This is a genomic window from Corynebacterium sp. HMSC056F09 (assembly GCF_001815785.1).
In the GTDB taxonomy this organism is placed as follows: domain Bacteria; phylum Actinomycetota; class Actinomycetes; order Mycobacteriales; family Mycobacteriaceae; genus Corynebacterium; species Corynebacterium hiratae.
This window is the reverse complement of the sequence record NZ_KV821945.1, coordinates 52,949-75,908: the sequence shown is the minus strand read 5'-3', so window position 1 is coordinate 75,908 and position 22,960 is coordinate 52,949. Positions and strand designations below refer to the sequence as shown.

23 protein-coding genes are annotated in these 22,960 nt (G+C 62.1%); 15 read left to right on the top strand and 8 right to left on the bottom strand.

The genetic code is table 11. The annotated features are described in order from the left end of the window. Positions 1 to 4 precede the first annotated feature (4 nt). From rpmB to HMPREF3056_RS08450, 6 genes are all read left to right on the top strand, one after another. Entirely contained in the window at positions 5 to 241 is a 237-nt protein-coding gene (rpmB, locus tag HMPREF3056_RS08475; RefSeq protein ID WP_010187623.1) for a 50S ribosomal protein L28, read from the top strand. Positions 242 to 243: 2 nt separating this feature from the next. Further along, the gene (gene rpmG / locus HMPREF3056_RS08470; protein WP_010187624.1) at positions 244 to 408 is read left to right on the top strand and encodes a 50S ribosomal protein L33; all 165 of its coding nucleotides are present in this window, start codon (positions 244 to 246) and stop codon (positions 406 to 408) included. Positions 409 to 411: 3 nt separating this feature from the next. Then, positions 412 to 717, top strand: coding sequence for a 30S ribosomal protein S14 (gene rpsN, locus HMPREF3056_RS08465; protein ID WP_010187625.1), 306 nt, complete (start codon positions 412 to 414; stop codon positions 715 to 717). 15 nt (positions 718 to 732) lie between these two features. Further along, positions 733 to 987: a 30S ribosomal protein S18 gene (gene rpsR, locus HMPREF3056_RS08460; RefSeq protein ID WP_010187626.1), complete on the top strand. Its 255-nt coding sequence runs from the start codon at positions 733 to 735 to the stop codon at positions 985 to 987. Between the two features lie 218 nt (positions 988 to 1,205). After that, the gene (locus tag HMPREF3056_RS08455; RefSeq protein ID WP_070754558.1) at positions 1,206 to 1,988 is read left to right on the top strand and encodes a hypothetical protein; all 783 of its coding nucleotides are present in this window, start codon (positions 1,206 to 1,208) and stop codon (positions 1,986 to 1,988) included. A 100-nt stretch (positions 1,989 to 2,088) separates the two neighbouring features. Then, positions 2,089 to 2,805, top strand: coding sequence for a TetR/AcrR family transcriptional regulator (locus tag HMPREF3056_RS08450; RefSeq protein ID WP_070545568.1), 717 nt, complete (start codon positions 2,089 to 2,091; stop codon positions 2,803 to 2,805). Here the strand turns inward: HMPREF3056_RS08450 and HMPREF3056_RS08445 are convergent. After that, positions 2,802 to 3,482, bottom strand: a complete 681-nt coding sequence (locus HMPREF3056_RS08445; protein WP_046646970.1) for a hypothetical protein — start codon at positions 3,480 to 3,482, stop codon at positions 2,802 to 2,804. The genes HMPREF3056_RS08450 and HMPREF3056_RS08445 overlap by 4 nt on opposite strands. A 137-nt stretch (positions 3,483 to 3,619) precedes the next feature. Then, a complete protein-coding gene (locus HMPREF3056_RS08440) occupies positions 3,620 to 4,867 on the bottom strand; it encodes a serine/threonine protein kinase (protein WP_049154191.1) in 1,248 nt (415 codons plus the stop codon). A 144-nt stretch (positions 4,868 to 5,011) separates the two neighbouring features. On the opposite strand from HMPREF3056_RS08440, the gene HMPREF3056_RS08435 reads away from it, so the two are divergent. Beyond that, the gene (locus tag HMPREF3056_RS08435) at positions 5,012 to 5,659 is read left to right on the top strand and encodes a hypothetical protein (protein ID WP_070754557.1); all 648 of its coding nucleotides are present in this window, start codon (positions 5,012 to 5,014) and stop codon (positions 5,657 to 5,659) included. A gap of 6 nt (positions 5,660 to 5,665) precedes the next feature. Here the strand turns inward: HMPREF3056_RS08435 and HMPREF3056_RS08430 are convergent, their stop codons facing one another. After that, entirely contained in the window at positions 5,666 to 6,532 is an 867-nt protein-coding gene (locus HMPREF3056_RS08430; RefSeq protein WP_070701566.1) for a hypothetical protein, read from the bottom strand. A gap of 14 nt (positions 6,533 to 6,546) precedes the next feature. Continuing rightward, complete coding sequence (locus tag HMPREF3056_RS08425) at positions 6,547 to 7,428, bottom strand: hypothetical protein (RefSeq protein WP_046646974.1); 882 nt, start codon at positions 7,426 to 7,428, stop codon at positions 6,547 to 6,549. A gap of 225 nt (positions 7,429 to 7,653) precedes the next feature. On the opposite strand from HMPREF3056_RS08425, the gene HMPREF3056_RS08420 reads away from it, so the two are divergent. Further along, the gene (locus HMPREF3056_RS08420) at positions 7,654 to 8,472 is read left to right on the top strand and encodes a flagellar basal body-associated FliL family protein (RefSeq protein WP_070510425.1); all 819 of its coding nucleotides are present in this window, start codon (positions 7,654 to 7,656) and stop codon (positions 8,470 to 8,472) included. A gap of 222 nt (positions 8,473 to 8,694) precedes the next feature. Here the strand turns inward: HMPREF3056_RS08420 and purH are convergent, their stop codons facing one another. From purH to HMPREF3056_RS08405, 3 genes are read right to left on the bottom strand one after another with little or no spacing between them, the layout of a single operon-like run. Continuing rightward, positions 8,695 to 10,227, bottom strand: a complete 1,533-nt coding sequence (purH, locus tag HMPREF3056_RS08415; protein WP_070754556.1) for a bifunctional phosphoribosylaminoimidazolecarboxamide formyltransferase/IMP cyclohydrolase — start codon at positions 10,225 to 10,227, stop codon at positions 8,695 to 8,697. A 41-nt stretch (positions 10,228 to 10,268) separates the two neighbouring features. Next, positions 10,269 to 10,874 carry a phosphoribosylglycinamide formyltransferase gene (gene purN / locus HMPREF3056_RS08410; protein WP_070754555.1) on the bottom strand — a complete coding sequence of 202 codons (606 nt, stop codon included), beginning with the start codon at positions 10,872 to 10,874 and terminating at the stop codon, positions 10,269 to 10,271. A 40-nt stretch (positions 10,875 to 10,914) separates the two neighbouring features. Then, a complete protein-coding gene (locus HMPREF3056_RS08405; RefSeq protein ID WP_246822492.1) occupies positions 10,915 to 12,537 on the bottom strand; it encodes a cell division protein PerM in 1,623 nt (540 codons plus the stop codon). A gap of 368 nt (positions 12,538 to 12,905) precedes the next feature. Between HMPREF3056_RS08405 and HMPREF3056_RS08400 the strand changes: the two genes are divergently transcribed. From HMPREF3056_RS08400 to HMPREF3056_RS08380, 5 genes are all read left to right on the top strand, one after another. After that, complete coding sequence (locus HMPREF3056_RS08400; RefSeq protein WP_046646979.1) at positions 12,906 to 13,658, top strand: M23 family metallopeptidase; 753 nt, start codon at positions 12,906 to 12,908, stop codon at positions 13,656 to 13,658. Positions 13,659 to 13,846: 188 nt separating this feature from the next. Continuing rightward, positions 13,847 to 14,389: a PadR family transcriptional regulator gene (locus tag HMPREF3056_RS08395; protein ID WP_070754553.1), complete on the top strand. Its 543-nt coding sequence runs from the start codon at positions 13,847 to 13,849 to the stop codon at positions 14,387 to 14,389. Further along, positions 14,386 to 15,102, top strand: coding sequence for an ABC transporter ATP-binding protein (locus tag HMPREF3056_RS08390; RefSeq protein ID WP_070681917.1), 717 nt, complete (start codon positions 14,386 to 14,388; stop codon positions 15,100 to 15,102). The genes HMPREF3056_RS08395 and HMPREF3056_RS08390 overlap by 4 nt, the downstream gene beginning before the upstream one ends. Before the next feature lies 1 nt (position 15,103). Beyond that, on the top strand, positions 15,104 to 17,794 hold the full coding sequence (locus HMPREF3056_RS08385) for an FtsX-like permease family protein (protein ID WP_070754552.1): 2,691 nt from the start codon (positions 15,104 to 15,106) through the stop codon (positions 17,792 to 17,794). Positions 17,795 to 18,193: 399 nt separating this feature from the next. Then, on the top strand, positions 18,194 to 18,949 hold the full coding sequence (locus HMPREF3056_RS08380) for a M23 family metallopeptidase (RefSeq protein WP_070754551.1): 756 nt from the start codon (positions 18,194 to 18,196) through the stop codon (positions 18,947 to 18,949). A gap of 4 nt (positions 18,950 to 18,953) precedes the next feature. Here the strand turns inward: HMPREF3056_RS08380 and pcrA are convergent, their stop codons facing one another. Then, complete coding sequence (gene pcrA / locus HMPREF3056_RS08375; protein ID WP_070701554.1) at positions 18,954 to 21,461, bottom strand: DNA helicase PcrA; 2,508 nt, start codon at positions 21,459 to 21,461, stop codon at positions 18,954 to 18,956. 112 nt (positions 21,462 to 21,573) lie between these two features. On the opposite strand from pcrA, the gene HMPREF3056_RS08370 reads away from it, so the two are divergent. Together HMPREF3056_RS08370 and HMPREF3056_RS08365 are read left to right on the top strand one after the other, a co-directional pair. After that, positions 21,574 to 21,936 (top strand): chorismate mutase, encoded by a 363-nt coding sequence (locus HMPREF3056_RS08370; protein ID WP_070510536.1) that lies wholly within the window; start codon positions 21,574 to 21,576, stop codon positions 21,934 to 21,936. A 67-nt stretch (positions 21,937 to 22,003) separates the two neighbouring features. Next, complete coding sequence (locus tag HMPREF3056_RS08365; RefSeq protein WP_070754550.1) at positions 22,004 to 22,906, top strand: trypsin-like serine protease; 903 nt, start codon at positions 22,004 to 22,006, stop codon at positions 22,904 to 22,906. Positions 22,907 to 22,960 lie beyond the last annotated feature (54 nt).

Here is a 22,960-nt window from a genome sequence, read left to right as displayed (position 1 = left end):
ACCCATGTCGGCTATTTGCCAGGTAACGGGCCGCAAGCCGGAATTCGGCAAGCAGGTCTCGCACTCGCACCGCCGCACCTCGCGCCGTTGGAACCCCAACGTGCAGCGTCGTCGGTACTACCTGCCCTCTGAGGGCCGTACCATCACCCTGACCGTTTCCACCAAGGGCATGAAGATCATCGACCGCGATGGCATCGAGTCCGTCGTGGCTAAGATTCGCGCACGTGGGGAGAAGATCTAAAGATGGCACGTAATGACATCCGTCCAATCATCAAACTGAAGTCCACTGCGGGCACCGGTTACACCTACGTGACCCGTAAGAACAAGCGCAACAACCCGGATCGCATCACCTTGAAGAAGTTCGATCCGATCGTCCGCAAGCACGTCGAATTCCGCGAGGAGCGATAATTTATGGCTAAGAAGTCAAAGATCGCCAAGAACGAGCAGCGCAAGGAAATCGTCGCCCGCTACGCGGAGCGTCGCGCTGAGCTCAAGGCAATCATCAAAAACCCGAACACCCCGGACGAAGAGCGCCTCGAGGCGCAGTTCGAGCTGAACCGTCAGCCGCGCGACGCCGCCCGCGTCCGCGTCCGTAACCGCGACTCCGCTGATGGACGTCCGCGCGGTTACCTCCGCAAGTTCGGTCTGTCCCGTGTCCGTATGCGCGGCATGGCTCACCGTGGTGAGCTGCCGGGCGTTCGCAAGTCCAGCTGGTAAAGGGGTACCCATACAATGGCTGTCAAGCGTAATAACCACAAGAAGTTCCGTATGGAGCAGACCCGCCGCCCGAAGAAGAACCCGCTCAAGGCCGAGGGCATTGAGAAGGTTGACTACAAGGAGATCAAGACCCTGCGTCTGTTCATCTCCGACCGCGGCAAGATCCGCTCCCGTCGCGTCACCGGTCTGACCCCGCAGCAGCAGCGTCAGGTTGCTACTGCCGTCAAGAACGCACGCGAAATGGCTCTCCTGCCGTTCACGTCCCGCTAAACACTAGCTGGTTTCAACAGCGCACTTTTGCCGCTGTACTCGTGACTCACTAGGACAGGACAAAAGAGCTTTCAGGCCGCCGCCTCCTTCCCCCTCTCGGGGCAGGCAGGCGGCGGTCGTCGTTTTCGCGGCTAGGGCGGTTGCTCTGCCGCCCCACAAATTCCCAGTGCTACATTGAAGAGCTAGAAAGCCCCTGACGGAAAGGCAACTAACACCTAATGCCGCTGCACGAATCCCTCACTGATCTCAGTGAACTGGCCGCCCACTGCCACTCCCCCGCCCACGCGCGTGGACTATTGGAAGAAGCCCAGGACCTTCTGCGCAATGCCACCGCCCACCGGACCGACGGGGTCGAGCTTGCGGCGTGGTTTTCCCGCGTGGTCACCGATATTGTTCGCTCCCCGGGTCTGGCTAGCCCTGTGCGGCTGACAGGCGCTGCCGCCCGCGGGGATCTTCTCCCCTCACTCCCCATCACCTGGCTGGGCGCCGACGAGCAGCTGGAGCAAGTCATCATCGAGGCCGGATTGCCCTGCGGCGCGGTGGAGGAATGCGCCTCAACCCGCGCTGATGCCGGCCTGCCGCTGGGCACCGGCGGCGAGGAGGAACTCTATGCCGAGGCTGTTTCGCAGCGCCCAGCGCCCCTCAAACTCGTGGATGGGCTGCCGGACCGCTCCGCCGAGGTGTCCATTCGCCGTTCCCTACTCGCCCCCGTTTCGGCCATCGCCCGCTGGGCGGCGCCGGCACCTCGGCCCACCCCTGACCGCCTTGCTATTGGCGTGGAGCGCGAATTGCTCACCGCAGCCGAGGCAGAAGGCCTGAGCCTGGCGTGGGGCACGGGCATCGCGCTGGAATTGGGGCGGTGGTACGAAGGCGTCGACAAGCACAGCGTTATTCTCGAAGACCTTCCGCCATTGGACCGCACCGCCTACGGCTCGGCGTGCCGCACAGTCTCCGCTGCCGTCGAATCCATAATGATCCGGCACGGTAATGTGGTTAGCTGAAGTCAAAGCTACGCTTTGACGAACGCCGTTCGCGGCGGGGTGTACGATTACTGACTTGCTGTCAGTTATTGCATAAGTTTTATCGAAGGGAGTCCGCCTCATGGCAGGTAGCGTTGGCAGGCCAAGGAAGAATAGCCCACGCCGCCGGGGAAACACCGCGCGCGAGGAAATCCTGGATGCCTCATCCGAGCTCTTCACTACCCAGGGCTTTGCGACAACCTCGACGCACCAGATCGCCGATGCCGTCGGCATCCGGCAGGCATCGCTGTACTATCACTTCCCTTCCAAGACGGATATCTTCCTCACGCTGCTGAATTCCACCATCGAGCCCTCACTCGAGCTGGCGGAGGAGCTCGCGGCCTCGGATGCAGCGCCGGCGCAGCGCCTGTGGTCCCTGGTGGCCGCGGAGTCCCGCCTGCTCTTGACGTCGGCGTGGAACGTGGGCCGCCTGTACCAGCTTCCGGTGGCTAACTCCCCGGAGTTCGGCGAGTACCACGAGCAGCGTGATCGCCTCAAGGATCACTTCCGCACTGCCGCCGCTGGCATTGTTGGTGATGATGACCCGCGCGTGGAGCTGCCTTTCCACATCGCGCTTTCCGTCATTGAGATGCGCCCCAACGATGGCACCGCGCCTTTCGACGCCTCGCAGCGCGTGCCGGAGCAATCCGCCATGCTTGCCGACGCCGCCCTAGCAGTCCTCGGCACCACCCCTCCCGACAACGCCGAAGCCACTACCTTGGAGCTGCTGAAGAACCGCAACGACTCCATCTCGGCAGCCGCCGCTGCCGCGGCCGACCGTAAGAAGACGACGCGCTAACGACCGTGCCGGATGGCGTAATGCGCCAAGAAGGTCTTATACGGTTTATAGGCCTTTTCGCCGTCCGCCCGAAGACTGTCCACGAGGCGATCCATCTTGTGGTTGGTTTTCTTTTCGGTCCAGTCCAGAGCCTCAGCAATCTCGCGCACCGAGGGAATATCGGCATCAGTTGAGCCCGGCTTCTTGAGGTAGCTGGCTAGCTGGCAAAGCAGCTCCTCCTGCTCATCGTTGGGCACATGGCGGGTGCGGGTGCGCTCCTCATCGAGGTCCTGCTCGCGCTTAGTCCGACGCGAGTAGTTGCTGTTTTCGACATCGATGTAAAGCTCATAAGGGCATTCCGGGGTTTCAAACGTAATTCGTGACGGGCCCGGCGGCACGGCCGCCACCGAGCGCGGGCCGAGATCGATGCGGGAGAAACCCTTAACCCCGCGCAGCTCGATGCGCAGCGGAATGTGGCTGCCTACGTTGCAGATCATCCAGCCTTGACCGCCGTACCACAGTTGGAAAAGCTGACGGTGCAGGGTGAGATCCCCCTCGCCAATCCGGAAGTCACCAGCGCGGCCGACGACTACTTCCTCGCCTGGTGCCATGACCAGTACGCCGCCGATCAGGTCATCGATGCGCAACCTGGGCCCCCGGGGCGCGTCGTGCGATGGGAGTGGCTGTTGCTGGCTCATGGACACCTCCGTAGGCGGCTGGACAATTCGCGCACATCGCCGTTCGGCTCGGCGATATGCCTCAACAATGCCCTACAGTGTAGCGACTCTCACCACAGTACTGCGGGGACAAGCCGCTTGCCCCAGCTTGTTGGGGACTAGGACACGATGGCCCATGTCACCACGAAAATGAGGATGATGACAACAACGGTGACTGTGATGATCAGAGCGTTCTGATTATCCTTTGCGGCTGGTTTGGCAGCTCTAGGCTCTGCCGCGGCACGCTTGTGAACGGTAGCCCCCGGTACCGCAGGAGTCACCGGCGTGGAGGGAGATACCGTCCCGGGTGAGGCGACAGGGTTAGCGGGAGCTACAAAACCGGTCGGCATAGCCTGCTCGACAGACCCAAAGGAACCGGCAGGTCGCGGCCAGTATTGCGTCGGCTGCCCAGGGGTTTTTGCCTGCCGTGGCTGCGCGGGTTCCGTCGCCTGGTTGGTGGTGGGCTGGGAACGGGAGACGTCGTCAAGCGCGGCAATGAAATCCCGGGCGCGCGCATAGCGTTGCATGGGCACGCTATCCAGCGCCTTGTTCAGGACAGTCTGCACCTGAGTCACCACCCGTGCGGTGTCCTTCGCCAGGAACGTCGTGAAAGCATCACTAGACAAGTCCGGGATGCGCCGCTGCCCTTCCCACTCACTGCGCGGCATCGTGTCCTTGAGGTGATGCAGCGTGAGCATCTCGAATGCAATAAGCGCTAGCGAGTAGTCATCCGCGCGCGCCGACATATCGTCATCGCCATAGGCATGACCATTATTTTCCGGGGCCAGGTACTTTTCAGTGCCCACGATGTGGCCAACCTTCGTCAGACGGGATTGCCCCTCTTCGATGCTGATCCCGAAATCGCTGAGCACGGCAGGCGGCAGGCTGCCCGGGGTCTTGCGCAACAGGATATTTGCGGGCTTGATATCGCGGTGTACCCACCCGGGATGTAGCTCGTGGTGCATGTAGTCCAGCGCCGAGGCAATCGGCGTGAGGTAGTAGACCACCTCAGCCACGCTAAACCCCCGGCCTTCCTGCGCGCGTTCCCGGATGGCGTGCGCCAGGGTTCCGCCGTCGATGAACGCCATCATCATGACGTCGTCACCGCGCGGCGTGGACTCCTTGGAATAGAACTGGACCACTCCCGGGTGACTGCCAATCTTGGTCAGCGCCTTCATTTCGTTGTTGAAGCGGGCGCGGGAGGCTTCATCGCGGACATCATCCAGCAGCACCTTGACGGCAAGCTCACGAGAAAGATCCGGATCGGTGGCATGGAAGACCTGCCCCATGCCGCCTTCACCCAGCAGGTACACGTTGGTGTACCGCTTCTGCTGGGTCAGCCATTGCACGAAGTAGGAATTAGTCACCGCCCCATTGCACCATATGCACAACCAAGCATGAGGGTGCCATGTCCCATCGCCCCCAAATGGAGGGGACTTCACCGTGGTTCAGTCAGGCATGCGGGAGCCAGTTATGCTACCTGTTGTTCTCTATAGTTTTCCAAGGACCCTATGACCACCCCAGGATTTGGCACTAACCCCTACGAGCACACGAGCCCTGTGCACGGCGGGCCTCAGCAGACCCAGCCCGACCAGCGCAACCTCGTTCCGATCATCTGCGCGATCGCCATCCTTATCGCACTCCTGATTTCCGGTGCCGTGATCTGGAATCACGTCCGCTCCACCGGCCAGGAAACCCCCAGTACCGCCGAATCCTCGGAGCAAGCGCAATCCTCCGCGGAAGAAACCGCACCAGAAGACGACGAAGAAGAGGACACGGAAGGCGCGCCGAGCGAGGAAGCACCAGAGACCTCAGCCAGCCCTGGAGCTGCTGACGTCCCAGAGGGCCTAACCGCGGCCGGCTGGTCCGACTACCCGGAGGCGCGTTGCCAGCAGGGCGAGGACATGGTCTTTGCCGCCGCGGGCTCCGATCCGGATTCGCACATCGTTATCTGCGAAAAGCAGGACTCGCTCTTCTACCGCGGCGTGTGGTCTAACGGTGCCGCTTTCGGACCGGCCCGGGGTGAGGGCAGCTCCTATACCGCCTCCATCCTCGACCCCACCAGCGGCGAGGACACCGGTTCCGTACTCACCATCCGCGGCACGGACTATGACATCGATGGCGAGGCCGGGACCTTCGAGGATTACTGGCCGCGCTAGGGGTCCTTAGACCGCGCCTTGCTGACAGCCTGCATCGGGCCATTCCACCTCGGCGGCGGCGAGCTGCTTGACTAGGCGCGTGAGCATCTGCTGGGCTTCTCCGTAGTCCCCGGATTCGGCCTTGGCATAGATGGCCACCGCCACCGTGTGCCCGCCCAGTGAGACAAGCCCCATCTGGCGGGCTTCATAGGCCCCGTCCTCGGCTGGGCCCCAGCCGCCCTTCATGACTGATCCTTCGAGGGTGCCCAGCCCATACTGCTGTGCGGGATCGGGCTGTCCCATGGCTGCCAGAACGGGGTCAGTGCCCTGCTGGCATCCCAGGTCGGCGACAAACTCTGCTTGCTCGGCTACCGGCCACTGCGTTTGGCCAAATGCACTAAAGCCGGGGCGCGGCGGCGTGGCGGGGACAGTAGCCGTGCCAATGATCTCCTGGGTTGCCTGCGCGGCGTGCTCTCCCCCACCCAGTGCTTCCCAGAGGGAATCGGCCGCGGCATTATCGGAAAAGGTAATCGCCCGCGACACGGTCTCCGGATCGGCCACGCCGGCGCGCTCGGCGGCAATGGCCAGCGGCACCTTCGCCGTGGACCATGCGGACTGCGGGTCTGTGATGCCTGCTGCGGCGACGGTATCTGCGCCGGCCACCGCGATTCCGGTCCCCGGGTTGTCGGCCGCGATGGCTTCGAGGGCTTCGTGGATGTCGGAGGCCTCAATCACGGGTGGCTCCTTTTCGGGGGTGGACTCAGGCAGGGTGGGCTGGGGGCTGCTCGCTGCCGTGGGTTGCTCCGGCGCGGAGACATCGCCGATGGTGCAGGCGCTTAGCGACGCCACCGCAATCCCCGCGATCACCACTCGTGCTGCTGCATGTTTCATCATTGACCGCCTGCGTATTAGAGGATGTACACAACCGCATTGTTGCCACCTTTGCAGGTGACAAATTCACCGTTATCGGAGCAATCCATTGTGTAGTTCTGCTTGGTGGTTGGGCTGTAGGCCTCAATCGTGGCGTCATACTCATGGGTATCCACCCAGTGCTTGACGTACTCGTCGCGCACTGCGTTGGCGAATGGCTCCGACGTCACCTCAGTGCCGCGGTAGACGCTGTTGAAGTTGCCGCCGGGCTCATTTTTCCGCGCGGCGTCGTTCGCCGGTATCGCCCCCGCAGGCAAATCGGGGTGCTCCGGGCGTTTCTGTGAGGCGGAGCTCGTCGTAGTCTCCTCCGTGGTCTTTTCCGCCTCATCCGCCGCGGAGGCCGTCTCCTGGGTGTCGTCGTTGTCCTCAGTGAGCTGCGCCGCGGTGGTCAGGGGCGCATCAGCCTGAGTTCCCGTGCCGCTATTTTTAAAGAAGATAAGGTAGGCCAGCGCGGCAATGACGAGCAGCACCGCCAAGATCAGCACGGCAATGAGCACATACTTTCCGCCGTTGCCGGAACCACGGTGTGCCGGCGCGCTCTCCGAATAAGCAGTGGAATAAGCAAACGGCTGTTGTTCGTACTGGCCGCCGCCCTGCGGTGCTGACTGGGGCGGGAATTGCTGGGTGGGAAACTGCTGCTGGGCGTAGTTGCCTTGCGCTCCGGAGTGGGCGAAGGGGTTGGAGTAGTTGCGCTCACCTTCCTGCGGGAAGGCCCGAGGGTGCACGGGGCGTTCCTGGGTGGGCGGGGCCTCAAAATCCACAGTGTCCGGGTGAGTTTCCTTGCGGGAAGGCTGTGGCTGGCCACCATTTCCTTGCGGGTGCTGGGAGCCGAATCCATGGTTGCGATCTGAATCAGTCACCGAGGCCTCCGTAGATCTAGACATGTCGAGTGCGCCCTGTGGGCACGTTTCTATCTTTACTATCTTTACACAGCCGCACTGGTGACGGTGGCGTTCGTACGCGGTGGGGAGTACTCCCACGGGAGTGTCTCTCACACCACACGGACGGTGTCACAGAGTTTAAATTATTAGAGGTACCTCTTTGCTCCCCCTTCCTGCGCACGGAAAGGCTGTTATTCTCCCGCCATGACTTTTCCTACCGGCCCTTCGGGCACGCCGCCGCATAACTCCGGCCCTTCCGGCTTCGGTTCCCCCGGGTTTGGCCGCCCCGGCGGTTCTCCCGTTCCACCCGGCCAGCCACAGGCTCGCCCGAGTGGCTTTGGCAACACACCGCCGTTTGGTGGGCAGCCAACAGGTGCCCCCGCGCCGTCCTCCTTCGGTGGTGGCGCACCTACACCGCCGCCCCAACCCCAGCCGTCCCAGTACTCCGCGCCTGCTCCTCCACAAGGCAAGGGACGATTCAGCGGCGCTATTGCGGCGCTGATCTCCCTATTCATCGTGCTGGCTGTGGTCCTCGGTGTGGGCGCGTGGTTTATCTGGGGCCGCGAATCCTCCGACGATTCGCAGACCGGTGCCTCCTCTGAGCCGACGACGACCGCCTCGCTCGCGGGAGCTCCAATCACCACGTCCGCGCGCATCGACACCGACTTGGAAGCAGGCGGCGTAGTCATTGCCCGCACGTTCTTCCCGGATTCCTATGTCTCGCAGTCCGGCAGCACCAACATCGCTGACGTGCAGCTGAGCGAAGGACACAGCCAACTTATCGCTGTCTTTGGATTTAGCGATGACCGCGCAAATACGAACGTTGCCAGTGCCACCGTTACCGTCAACGGCGCTGACGGTGCTGAGCTGGCCTCCTTCGAGGTTCCAGCAGAGGAAGCTCTCGAAATGCCCATCAACATCGCAGACCACCAGGAACTGCGCTTTACTTTTACTTATAAGGACGCCCGCGGCAATCCCGCGGACAACTCTGGCTTCGCGGTGGCTTCCCTCCACGCGCAGTAGCGCGCACCGCCGGGCCATCACGCCGTGGCGCCGAAGCTGCCCTTGTTGCCAAAGTTATAGGCTCTGACCGCGGTGGCGGCGCATAACTTCGTCGTTTAGGGCAGTTATTGTCCTCGAGGGATAGCTCGCGTGCACGCGAAAGCCGCCTCCCCTTCCCACGCAGTGGTGCGCAGGAATGAAGGAAGCGGCTGTGTGCTGCCCATGGCAGCGCCTTTGCCAGGCTTAGTGGAAGAAGTGGCGAGTGCCGGTGAAGTACATGGTCACGCCGGCCTTCTGAGCGGCCTCAATGACCTCTTCATCGCGGATGGAACCACCCGGCTGAACCACGGCTTTGACACCAGCCTCGAGGAGAACCTCCAGGCCATCGGCAAAGGGGAAGAAGGCATCGGAAGCAGCGAAGGAACCTTCGGTGCGGTTGGTGCCGTCGGCAAGCGTGTTAGCGCGCTCGACTGCCAGCTTTGCAGAGTCCACGCGGTTGACCTGGCCCATGCCCACGCCCACGGTGGCGTTGTCCTTGGCCAGCAAGATGGCGTTGGACTTCACCGCACGAACGGAACGCCAGGCGAACTCCAGCTGCGCCAGGTCGGACTCATTCAGAGCCTCACCAGCAGCCAGGGTCCAGTTGGCCGGGTTATCGCCCTCTGCCTGGTAGGTATCCGGCTCCTGGGTGAGCACGCCGCCGGAGATGAACTTAACTTCGCTCTCCGGTGCTTCATGCTCGGCCTGCAGGATGCGCAGGTTCTTCTTAGCCTTGAGAACCTCGATGGCGCCTTCCTCGTAGGACGGAGCCACAATAACCTCGGTGAAAATCTCCTTGACCTGCTCGGCCATCTCCACGGTGACCTCACGGTTCACAGCGATGACTCCGCCAAAGGCAGACATCGGGTCGCAGGCGTGAGCCGCGCGGTGAGCAGCCGCGATGGACTCCTCAGACACCGCGATGCCGCACGGGTTGGCGTGCTTGATGATGGCCACGCACGGGCGCTCGTGATCCCAGGCGGCGCGCCAGGCGGCGTCGGCATCCTGGTAGTTGTTGTAGCTCATCTCCTTGCCGTTGAACTGCTTCGCGTTGGCCAAACCAGTGGTACCGATGCGGGTCACGGTTGCCTTCTGGTGAGAGTTCTCGCCGTAGCGCAGCGGGGTGGTCTCCTCGCCCTCGCTGAGCTGATCGACGAACCATGCGGACACCGCGGCGTCGTAATCAGCGGTGTGCAGGAAGGCATCGCGGGCCAGACCGCGGCGCTGCTCCAGGGTAAAGCCGCCGTTGGCCACAGCGTCAGCTACCTCGCCGTAGCGAGCCGGATCCACGACCACAGCAACAGACGGGTGGTTCTTGGCAGCCGCGCGCACCATGGACGGGCCACCGATATCGATCTGCTCCACGCAGCCATCAAAGTCTGCGCCAGAAGCCACCGTCTCACGGAAGGGGTACAGGTTCACCACGACGAGCTGGAACGGATCCACTTCCAGCTCCTCCAACTGCTTCAGGTGGTCCTCCTTGCGGGTATCCGCCAGGATCCCCGCATGCACGCGCGGGTGCAAGGTCTTGACTCGACCCTCGAGGCACTCCGGGAAGCCGGTGAGCTTCTCGACGGGCGTGACCTCAATGCCCAAGTCCGCGATCTTCTTCGCGGTGGAACCGGTGGAAACGATCTCCACGCCGGCCTTATCCAGGGACCGGGCAAGGTCCTCCAAACCGGTCTTGTCGTACACGCTGATGAGTGCGCGCTTGATGTTCTTACGATCTTCGCTCATGGTACGGGGACTTAAGCCTTCCTTGCGGTAATGAGAGGTAGTTAGAGCTGAATACTGAGTTCCTCGTCCTTCACGCGCGTGGCGCGAAGGACGGCAACGATGAGTTCTCTTTCGACCACTTTGATGCGCTCGTGCAAGCTGGCCTCATCATCCCCCGGCAAGACCCGCACGGGCTCTTGGGCAATGATGGCGCCGGTATCGACGCCGGCATCTACGAAGTGGACGGTCGAGCCTGTGACCTTGGCGCCGTAGGCCAGCGCATCGCGCACGCCGTGCGCGCCTTTGAAGGCGGGCAAGAGCGCGGGGTGGGTATTGATGGTGCGACCTTCGAAGCGATCCAGAAAATCCTTCCCCAGGATCTTCATAAAACCTGCAGAAACAACAACGTCTGGTTGCGCAGAATCCACTGCGGCAACCAGACGCTTATTCCATTCGGCGCGGTCAGCACCCATCTCTACGACCTCGGTGGCGATTCCCGCCGCCTGCGCGCGCTCAATGCCTTGACAGGGCACGTCCGCGACGACCTTCACGACGCCATAGCGCTCATCCTGGCCATCGAGGATGGCCTGGAGCAAAGAGCCGGTTCCAGAAACAAGAACCACGACGTTAAGGCGGGCAGAAGCAGCGGGCTGGTGCGGTGTAGTCACGCGCTACAGCCTAGCCGCTGCCGCCCTGAACCGGGGAATTTTACTCCTTAGAGGGGGCCTCGTCCTCTGCCTCAGACACTTCCCCGGTCCCCGGTTCGGCATCCTCGGCTGGCTCTTCATCCTCATTCTCTTCTGCATTCTCGCTCTCGGCGTCGTCCGACTCGACGACCCCTGCGTCAATCACGTCAGCCTCGGTCTCCGTGTCAGCCTCGGCATCGGCTTCGGCCGCGTCTTCGGCCGAGGGTTCTTCGGTAACGGGGACGTCGTCAAGCAAGGCAGAAACCGGCACAGCATTCGCCGTGTTGACGGGTGTGTGCACGGTCTTTTCAGTCTCTGCGGGCGCTTCAGGAGCAGCCTCCGTGGCAGCCGCGCGGCGCGCACGCCACGATGTCACTGCCTGTGCCGTTGCGAATGCACACCCCACGACTAGGCACCACAGACAGCTCAGGCCCACCGCGGTCCATACCTCGGGACCGGTGTAGCCGTACACCCCCAGCGCGCCGGACACGCCGTACACAGCCACGAGAGCGGCTACCGCGGCGGTAGCGGTGGCCACGAGCGCAACCTGGAAGGAGGCCAGTGCACGGCGACGGTAAAACGCCACCACTGCTGCAACTGCTGGGATGATCAACAAGACCGCCGCCCAAGGATTGATAGATGGCGGAACTGCGGCAGCCAACGGCAGCGGTGGAAGCGGAACCACGTGGCCGCTAAAGAGGCTCACGCTGGTGCCTTCACCGATGTGCAGCTCCGAACCGCTCAGCACCGCTCCCGCAGCCACGGCAGCGTTGGGGAGATAAAGAATACTCAGCAGGAAAAGACCGGCGGTTCCCAGTGCATTAAGGACTGGATACTCGGCGAGCATCTCTGATTGACGCGTCCAACCGACTCCCCACAAGACCACCGCGAGAATGAAACCAGCAGCAAAAAGGTATCCGAGGTAGCTCAAGCCTATCTGGGCGGCATCGACGAACACGCGGGGGACCCCGCTGCGCTTGGCCAGGGCCTTCCACAGGCGTGGGCCCATTCCACCAATGAGGGCGACCGCATGCAATAACAACATACGGGGAAGCACACGGTACAGCTCCGGAGGGGAAACATCGTAGACCTTGCCAGCGTCCCACAGCATCAGCCATGCGATGACAGTAAGGGCTAAGGGAACCAGCAACACGCACACGCTCAAAACGATGAGGTCGTTAATGCTCGCCTTATCCTTAACCGCCGCCCGCACGCGCCGCCCCACCAGCCAGGCTAGGAGCAGCGCAGGCAGAACCGGGATAAAGCCCACGTCAATACCGCCCGCGCGAATAGGCGCAAGGTTAAAGACCATCCATGCTTCCCCGACGATGGTGGGCAGCCATGCCGACGGGGAACTTGTCAGAAGCAGTGCCGCGATAGCGACCACGAGAATGCCCAGCACGACGACGAGGTTCGGAACGCCAACGACGATGAGCATGCGGCGGATACGCCCGCGGAGCGTGGTCGGGGCCTGCGCGCGGCGGGCGCGAGCCTTGTCGGACTCGACCCCTTTGATGCGCTGCGCTGGATCTCGACGATCTCTGCGGTGCCCGCGCTCAGAGTGCTCAGCACTATCACCGCGCCCACGCACGTGCGCGCGTGGACGAGCTGACGACCTGGACTGGGGACTCGTGTTCTTATTCATCGGCGTCCACTTTGCCACGGCCCCCTCCCCCACCGGGGGTGGCGCGGCGAGGTAAGCGCTAAATGGTGCGGGACACCCCCGAAGGAAAACTTCACGAGTGCGCACTACTCATGCCGACCACGGAAAGCCCCGGCGACTCCACGGAGATTGATTCACTTCATTCACAGGAATCAGCTGTCGTTTCATTATGTGCGGCTCTTCCCAGATATCCAGAAGAAAAACCGCAATCTGGCTTGCTCTGCATTCGCCGAGACGCTACTGTTACATCTCGTTGGTAACAGGAAGGTCACAATCGGATAACCACCCAGATTGAAACGTAACGTTTGCTCTGGGCGGGCGATAGTGAATTGAGGACGGAAGAAGAGTTCATGCGAAGCAAGACTCAGCGAAGCGTAGGACGCCACCGCAAAATCACCACCGCACAGACCGCGAAGGGACGTCTGGCAGTGATGACTGTTGCGGCAGGCGCTGTATCCACCGCAGGCGTTGGCGGCGCAGCAGCAGGTACTATCCAATCCGCTGGCGCCGGGGAAACCAAGGCACAGTCCGTCGACTACACCCTGCAGGCAGATACCGATCCGCTGAAGAACGCGCAGGCTGCCGTCGAAGACGCAGCCCCGCAGATCCTCGCCATCGCCGAGTCCAAGCCGGTCGCCGACTTGGCTACGCAGCTCGACAAGGCCATCCAGGCCGCCGATGCCCGCGCCGCCGCTGATGAAGCTAACCGCGCGCCGACCATCGCCCGCCCCGCAGAGGGCACTTTCACCTCCGGCTTCGGCCCCCGCTGGGGCTCCTTCCACTCCGGCATTGACATCGCAAATGCCGTGGGCACCCCCATCCTCGCCGTTATGGGCGGCACCGTCATCGACTCCGGCCCGGCATCCGGCTATGGCCAGTGGATCCGCATCAAGCACGATGACGGCTCCATGAGCGTCTACGGCCACATGCAGACTCTCGACGTCGCCGTGGGCGAGCGCGTCCACGCTGGCCAGAAGATCGCCGGCATGGGCTCCCTGGGCTTTTCCACCGGTTCTCACCTGCACTTCGAAATTCACCCCACCGGCGAGGGCGCCGTGGACCCGATTCCGTGGCTCGCAGAGCGCGGCATCAACATCAGCTAAGCCACGCTTTTAAAGCCTTCCTCCAGCGCTAAGGCGGTATAGGGCACTGTTGCCCTATACCGCCTTGTGCATTCCCCCACCTTCCACCCCCGCCTGCCCCAACCGTTGACCGGACAGAAAGTTACCCAGTAACTTACTGGGTATGTACCGAAAGATTTCCTCCCTTGCCCTCCGCCAAGGAGGTGACCATGTCCGTCAAACATTCCGTGCTTGCGCTGCTGAGTGAAGAGCCCGCTACTGCCAGCCACATCAAAAACCGCTTTGCCGAGACCTTCGACAACCTCTGGCCGCTCAACATGGGCCAAGTCGCCCAAACTTTGAGCCGCTTGGAGCGCGATGGTCTCATCGCCACCGACGGTGAGCTCACCGGCCCGACCGGGCGGCGCTCCACTAGCTACGCCATCACCCCCGCTGGCCGCGAGGAACTCTCACAGTGGTGGATGTCCACCTTGCACAACGACGCCATCGAGCGCGATGAGCTCGTGCTCAAAGTATCGCTTGCTGCACGACGCTCCGACGTCGACGTCATTGCCGTCCTCGACGCCCAACGCTTCGCCACCGTCCGCCAACTGCGCGAGCTCAACCGTCAGGCCTCTGAGTTGCCTGCGGAACGCAGCGCCCAGCGTTTGGCCGTCGAGCGCCAAATCTTCGACCTGGAATCTCTCTCACGCTGGCTCGACCGCGTGGAATCCCTAACCAACCCAACCACCACCGAGGAGGACCCGCGATGACCCCCAACTCCGCGCCCACGACCCAGCACATGCCGTTTCCTCTCGAGCTCGAAAACATTACCTGCGTCTTCGGCAGCGGTGCCCGCCAGGTAACTGCCTTGGATTCCGTGAACTTGCAGCTGCAGCCGGGCGAACTGGTAGCCGTCATGGGCCCTTCTGGTTCCGGCAAGTCCACCTTGCTCAACGTCGCGGGCTTGCTGCAGCCGCCAACATCAGGGCGCGTGCTTCTCGACGGCGCCGACGCCTCCCAGCTCTCCAAAGCTAAAGCGGCCATCGCCCGCCGCCGCCACTTGGGACTGGTGTTTCAGCACTTCAACTTGGTCTCCTCCCTCACCGTGGGCGAGAACGTGTCCCTGCCCCTCGAACTGGACGGACTTTCGCCTGCGCAGTGCCGCGAGGCCGCAGAGGAAGCTCTCAGTGAGGTCGGCCTCGACGGCACCATCGACCGCTTCCCGGAAGAAATCTCCGGTGGCCAAGCCCAGCGCGTGGCCATTGCCCGCGCGCTCATCGGGCCACGCAAGGTGCTGCTTGCGGATGAGCCCACCGGCGCCTTGGATACCTCGACGGGCGAAGAGATCATGAAGGTCCTGCGCGCACGCATCGACGCCGGTGCCTCCGGCATTTTGGTTACCCACGAGCCGCGTTTCGCGGGCTGGGCCGACCGTGTCGTCATGGTTCGCGACGGGCGTTTGACCGGCGAGGAGGTGCATTAGTATGTCCGGCATTAATGCCGCCACCCGCCCGACGAGGCGCGACCTGTGGCGTCACCCGTGGCGCACGCTAGCCGCCGTTTTGCTCATCGCACTGCCAGTGGCACTCGTGATTGGAATGGCGCTCTTTGATAATTCCTCCGGTCGGCTCTCCGCGGCCTTGAGCTCACCCGAGCGGCAGATCAGCGCCGAGCGCTCGGACATTAGCAACGAAGACGTACCACGCTTGGCTGCCGAGGTGCTTCCTGAGGGCCTCAGCGTCAGCCCGGTCACCACTTTTTCTAGCACGTCACTAATCCATAATGGGAAGTCAACCAACTCCTGGGTAGATCAGTTCGACGCGGAGAATCCGCCGGAGCCAGCACAGGAGGCCGTCGATAAGTTCAACCTCGGCCCCAACCAGGCAGTTCTATCGCGTTCGACCGCGCGCAAGATCGACGCCTCCGTGGGGGACGTTATCACCGTGCGCACCAACGCCCTCAGCAGTGACCACCAAGCCACAGTCGCGGCCATTGCTCCCGAAAACTATGATTTTGTCACCTCCCCCACCCTCAATGAGGCCCTCAGCGACCCTTCTTTTACAACACGCACCACCTGGGCCATCGTGGGTGATACAACGCTGACCAAGGAGGATGCCGACCGTGCCCGTGAAGCCGGGCTGGAAATCTGGGCACCGGAGCTGCGGGATACGGACCGGCCCGATTCTGAGCCGGATTCCTTTGGCGGAATCCTGAGCAGTATTCTTTTCGTGCTCTTCTTCTTTGGCCTCTACGCCATCGCCGGATTGCTCATCCTTTTCCTTCTCACGCCCGTCTTCACACTGGCTACCGGACGCAATACACGCCTGTACGCGCTGATGTCGAGCCAGGGCGCACTACCGCGCCACATCATGTTCGCGGTGATGGCTTATGGCCTACTGATGGGGCTTATCGGCGCCACCATCGGCGTGGTTGTTGGCCTGGCAGCTTCGTGGGCGTGGTGGGCAGCCCGCTACCCGGACTTTGCCGCACGCCCGCCCTTCCTAGCTATTGGCCTCGCATGGCTCGTGGCGGTGGCAGGCTGTGTCATTGTCTCCATCGTTCCCGCGTGGTTGGCGCAACGTGGTGCCCTCTCCACTGCAATCCAGGGAGCTGCTCCCGACCGCCTCTTGCGCTTCCGGCGGTGGATGGCCATCGGCCCTGCATTCCTGCTTCTGCTCGTGTTATTCAGCTTCACCCCCTGGGGACAGTACATCCCCACGGTGCTGGCTCTCTTCGGAGTCATCGCGGTTGCCGCGTCTGCCCCGGCCTTGGTCTTCTTGTGCTCCCTGCTGTCGCGCCGCGGCCCCCTCGCGTTGCGTCTGGCTGGACGCGGCCTGACCCGGCGCAGCATGCATGCCTTGCCGACGTCCATCGCTCTCGTTTCAGTTGCCTTCGTAGCCTCCCTGTTTGGTGTGGGCATCATGACGGATAGCGCAAAGACCACCGCCGAAGAAAAGCTCGTCATGCCGCCTACTTCTGCGCTGATTGAGGAGGCGACGTTTGAGCAACCAACGCAGGTGTCCACGCCGGAAGAACGCGCAGCGGTAGAGGCCATCCTGGAGACCACCACTGCCCGTACCTACCCCTTCTACACTTTCCCCTCGTGGACGACGTCCTACAGCCTTCCAGAGGATGGCACTTTTTACGAGCTCACCACCGAGTTTGATTACCAGTGCGAGCAGGTCGATCTCAGCAAGCCGGTTGAGAGGGCAGTGTTCGTGGATAATCAGGGGCGGCGCACCGATGAGTCCGAAGAGGCTCGCCAGGAGTGCGCCCACGAGTTGATGACATCGTTCCCCTATAACCCGCTGATCTATCAAAGCAGGATGGTTCAAACGGATTCTTCCCAGCTCAATCTGTGGCAGTTCGACTCAGAAGAAGATCGACGCGCAGCGGCACAAACGCTGGATGCTGGCGGCATCGTGCTTCCCCACAGCAGCCACGTCGGCGATAAGACTCATGGCACGGTGACCGTAAAATCCTATAACCGCATTGACAGCCAAGAACCGAGCGGGGCACAGGACGCGGATCTGCCGGTTGTAGAGGCACTACCCACCGCGGCCCGCGACGTGGTCTTGATTAGCCAGCAGGCAGCAGAAAAGCTGAACATGGAGCCCTTCTACGTGGGCCAAGCCCTCGCGTTCGACGAGCCACCGAGCGAGTCAGAGCGTGAGGAGCTACAAGACCTGACAGCGAGCGCCTCGCAATCGCAATACTCGTTAAGCTTCGCCGTCTCTACTCCCGAGAGCTTCCGCTACTACCTGGGCCTCGGAATGGGGATCGTCTGCCTCATCGTGCTCGCACTCATCATTGCCAACGCAGCGAGCAGCATGCGCCAGGAAAGCACCGTGCTGCAATCCATCGGCGCCGACCCTTCGCTGATGTCCAAGGTGGCAGCATGGCAGACGTGGATGCTGGCCACCGTAAGCATGCTCTTTGGTGTGGTTGCCGGACATCTCGGCACGTACTTCTTTGCCGATAGCTCAGGATACGTTTTCTCGACGCCGCTCCATGGCTTGCGCCCGCAGGACTACTTCACCCCGGATTGGTGGCAATTCCTCGCCGTGCTCGTCGTGCCACTGTTGGCTGCCGCCCTCGCGGCTGCGATCAACCGCAGCGACAAAACGGCCCCGCTCACCGCGCGGGATCGCAGCGAATCACGTTCCCTAACTTAAAAGCGTTGACCTAGTAGCAGCGCCCACAACCCCAGCGCTCTCGGCTGAAAGATTGGCCGGGAGCGCTGCACTTTTCACCCCCCAAATCTCACCCCCATTCTTTAAACCTCTACTTTACCCCTGTAACAATTTTCACTCCTTTCACACGCGCAACACGCTGGGCTGTTCGATAGTTTTTCGAACAATTCCTGGATTTACCTGCATTTTTAAGCGTTGCGCAGGGTGGTCCCGCGGGATAGTTTGTATCTCGTTGCCACACAGCCTCAGCACTCGGTTGCAACCGCACCGGCGTGTCGCGGGCTGCAAGGCGCACTGCGGCTGATACGGCCGCTCCCCTATTGCTCACAGGCTTCCGCCGCATACCCAGCGGGCCACAGCAGGACTTAAGGACGTGAAGTTATGAAGCGCACGCTCAGCGCACTCGCCGCCGTGGCGGTTAGCACCGCCACCGTGACGACCCCAGCGTTCGCCGCCGAACCGGCAGCAAGCGTGGACGTCTCCGACGGGTCCTCCAAGGACCCGTCCGCTGCCGACATCGAAGTCAAGGAAGAATCCAAGGCCGACCTCTTCAAAGCCGTCTCGGGGCTGCTCATTTCGACAGCCGGTGCCCTCAACGGGGCATCCGTCCCAGAGGTCAACACCACGCAGGACGGCTTCGAGATCGTCCTCGATCCCTCCAGCATTCCTGGTCTCGCCGAGGCCTTCGCCCCGCAGGGCGATCACTCCGGCCTCACCCCTACTCGCGGCCAGGACGCGGACGGTAACACCGTGGTCTTTCCGACCTCCGGAACTTTCACCTCTGGCTTCGGCCCGCGGTGGGGTTCCTTCCACAACGGCATCGATGTGGCAAACCCCATTGGCACCCCCATCTACGCTGTCATGGACGGCGAGGTCATTTCCTCCGGCGCTGCCCAGGGCTTTGGCAACTGGATCCGCATCCAGCACGACGATGGCACCATCACCGTCTATGGCCACATGCCCAGCGACCAGCTGCTGGTCGACGTCGGCGACCGCGTCGAGGCCGGCGACCAAATCTCCGTCATCGGCAACGAGGGCCACTCCACCGGCCCGCACCTGCACTTCGAGGTTCACCCGGGCGGCGGCGCGGCCGTCGATCCGGTGGACTGGTTCAGCGAGCGCGGCATCCTCATCTAAAGCATCAGAGCTTTTCCATCGGCACTCCGCCGATGAGCATGAGGCGAACCTTGCCCGCTGAACCGAAGTCCACGGTGACCGTCGCCCGCGCGCCGGTCCCGGAGGCCTCGATGACCGTGCCCAGCCCGTATTTCGCGTGGTTGACGCGGTCCCCCACAACTAAATTGAGATGGTTATTCTTCGGCATCGACGTTGCCGAGGCCGGCTTGCGCGAGCGCTGCGAAGGGGAAGACGCAGCGCTCCGCGAGCCATAGCCGCCTCCACGGAAGAACCCGCTATCCGAGCCAAAGGTTCGCCCGTATTGGTAGGAATCATCTCCGCCCCACGCGCCAGACAGCGAGCTGTCTGGTTCTTCACGGCGCCAGTCGATGAGGTCCTCTGGGACCTCGGCGAGGAAGCGACTGGCCGGGTTCGTCACCGGGTTGCCCCAGGACGAACGAAGAATCGCGCGCGTGAGGTAGAGCTGTTCCCTAGCACGCGTGATACCCACGTAGGCCAGGCGGCGTTCTTCGCTCAGCTCCTTCGGGTCCCCCAGCGAGCGCATGTGCGGGAACTGTCCATCCTCCCAGCCGGTGAGGAAGACGACGGGGAATTCAAGGCCCTTCGCAGTGTGCAGCGTCATCAGCGTGACCACCCCGGACTCATGGTCCGGAATCTGGTCCGCATCCGCCACAAGCGAGACCTTCTCGAGGAACGCCTGAAGCGAGCCCGGCGCGGCTTCACCTTCTGCTAGCTCGGGCGCTTCTTCTGCGTCCGCACCCATGAATGCCATCTCATTGGCCGCCTCGGAGCTGAATTCGCGGGCCACCGAGACCAACTCGTTGAGGTTATCCAGGCGCGCACCATCCTGCGGATCGTTGGAGTTCTCGAGCTCCGCGCGGTAGCCGGTGGCGTCAAGAAGCGCGTTGAGCAACTCCCCCAAATCCGGTTGGCCCGTCACCTCATTGACCATGCCCGGAATCTGCGCGCGCACGCCCTCCATCATCTCGTTGAATTTGGTGACGGCATTCACTGCCCTTGTACCGAGACCCGCGACCTTGCCCTCTGCTGCATCCCGAAGAGCAGCCCCAAAGCTCACGCCAAGGTTTTCCGCGTGCAGAGCGATCTGTGCTTGTGCCTTGTCACCAATAGCGCGCTTCGGCACGTTGATAATGCGGCGCAAGCTCACCGTGTCATCCGGATTATCCATGATGCGCAAGTAGGCCACCATGTCCCGGATCTCGCGACGCTCATAGAAGCGCGTGCCACCGACCACCTTGTACGGGATGCCCGAGCGCACGAAAATATCCTCCAACGCGCGCGAGGCGTTATTGGTGCGGTACATCACTGCAATATCCGAATAAGCTGTGCCCTTATCCGCCAAGGAATCAATTTCCGAGGCGATATACCGCGCCTCGTCGTGCTCATTATCCGCGACGTAGCCGACAATCTGCTCGCCCTGGCCGTGGGCTGTCCACAGGTTCTTCTCGCGGCGGCCCTCATTCTTCGCAATGACCGCATTCGCCGCGTTCAGAATGGTCTGCGTCGAACGGTAGTTTTGCTCCAGCAAAATCGTGTGCGCCTGCGGGTAGTCCCGCTCGAACTCCTGAATATTCCTGATGGTAGCGCCACGGAAGGCATAAATCGACTGATCCGAATCACCCACCACGCACAGTTCCGGCGCATCCGGCGGCAGCTCGCCCCTGCCCACCAAAGCCGAGACCAATGCATACTGCGCGTGGTTGGTGTCCTGGTATTCGTCGATAAGCACGTGCTTAAAGCGGCGACGATAAAACTCCACCACCTGCGGGTGCTGGTTAAAGATGCGCACTACTTCTCCGATGAGGTCATCGAAGTCGACCGCGTTCGCCGCGCGCAGGCGGCGCTGGTATTCCTCGTACACGCTCGCCACGGTGAGCTCGAAAGGATTCTTCGTCCTCTCTGCCTCCGCGCGCGCCTGCTCGGGGGAGATGAGCTCGTTCTTGCGGTTGGAAATCTGATTAGCCAGAACACGCGCCGAATACTTCTTCAGATCCAGCTGCATGTCCTTCGCAATCATGGTGAGCAGCCGGCGGGCATCATCGCCGTCATAAATGGTGAAATTCGTGTTCAAGCCCGGTACGAGCTGGGCGTTATTGCGCAAGATACGCACGCAAATCGAGTGGAAGGTGGACACCCACATCCGCTCCGCGACGGGGCCGACAAGCTGGCCGACGCGCTCCTTCATCTCCGCGGCTGCCTTGTTGGTAAAGGTAATGGCGAGGATCTGCCAGGGGGCCACCCCGCGCTCCCGCATAAGGTACGCAATGCGGCGAGTCAACACTGCAGTCTTGCCCGAGCCCGCGCCGGCCACAATAAGCAGCGGCGAGCCCGAATGCGTCACAGCCTCTTCCTGCTGCGGATTTAAGCCCTCGAGCAACGGATCAGAGCCCTGACCGGAAGGGGCGTCGACGTTGCTCCCGGGCGCGGGAAACAGGCCGCCGGTGGAAGAATCGGAAGACGAACGGGGGACGAAAGGAGATTTGTTATTCATAATGCTCTCCAACCTACTAGCACCACCGGACATTGCCCCTCACCGCACTTCTGGTCGGCGTGAAAGCTGGTAATTCCCCTTTTCTCCCGGCGTGGTGGCACAATCTGATGTCATGAGCTCTTCACATCCTGGCAACGCAGACTCTGGCTTGAGCCCTGAGCACCAAGACCCCAACGTCGTGGACAATGGGCTCGACATTCGCATGCCGTCGGGCACCGATGACCCGCTGAGTGATGCCGAGATTCAGCGCTACCGCGAAGAGATCAACCGCCTCGACCGCGTTATTCTCGACGCTATCAAGCGCCGCACCGACATTTCGCGCACCATTGGTAAGACGCGAATGAGCTCAGGCGGCACCCGTTTGGTGCATACCCGCGAAATCGCGATCCTCAATGAGTTCCGCGACGAGCTCGGGGAGGAAGGCCCCGCCATCGCCTCCGCCCTCCTGCGCTTAGGGCGCGGCAAGCTCGGCTGATCAAACGCCGCACGGACCAGTCCCCAGCACTCGCGCCCTTAAACATGCGGTGGGTTAGGCTCGCGCCATGCGCTTTTCCTCTCGCCTGGCTGCGATTCTCGCCGCGGCCACCGCTGCGTCCGTGTTATCCGCCTGCAGCACCTCTTCTTCCGCTGAGACCACCATTTCCACCACGACGCTCGATCTTCCCGCCGTCAGCGACTCCGACCGCAGGCAGGGTTCCGCAGCATCCGGAACAACGCAAGGCTTCGAGGAGCCCCTCGACGGCGATGCGCTCTGGGATAACACCACCGAAATCCCTCAAGCGGAGCGACCGGAGCCCCGACGTAACCTGATAGCTCCTGAAGCTGCCGATTACTTCATGAGCCTGGGGGTGTTGACGCCGGGTGCGCCCATCTACAACGGCACAAACGGTGGCCGGTGCTCCACCGGTCATTTCGCTGGCGATGGGCAGCGCCTCTTTATCCTCACCGCCGGGCACTGCGGGGACACGGGCGACACCTTCTATTATGAGGATCAATCCGGCAGTACGGTAGAGATAGGCCAGATGGTAAAGAAGGCCCGCAACACCAACACCGATAGCATCAACTCGGCCGACATTGCACTGATCGAAGTGTCCAACCCAGCCGCCGAAGTATCTACCGCACCGGCCTTCAATGCGCCTTTGGCCGGTTGGATGAGCCTCGAGGATGTCACGCACAAGAAGCCCACGATGTGTTTTGCCGGTTCCGCGGGAGGCGCTGCCTGCGACGATTTCATTGACCGCTTCGAAAACCAAGGACTCTTCACCTTTGGCAGCGAGAGCGTACCCGGAGATAGCGGCGGTCCTGTCTACGCTTCCATCGACGGCAAACTGTACGCGGTAGGTGTCTTGTCCTTTGGCAACTACGATGATTACACCGGCCCCGAAACTGGTTCCATGGAGATCGGAAGCACAATGGAGCAATTCGACCTGAAGCTCTACTCCTAGCTCAATGCAGTACGGTCTTCTTCCTCGGCAGCGAAGGGATTTCTGGACTACGGT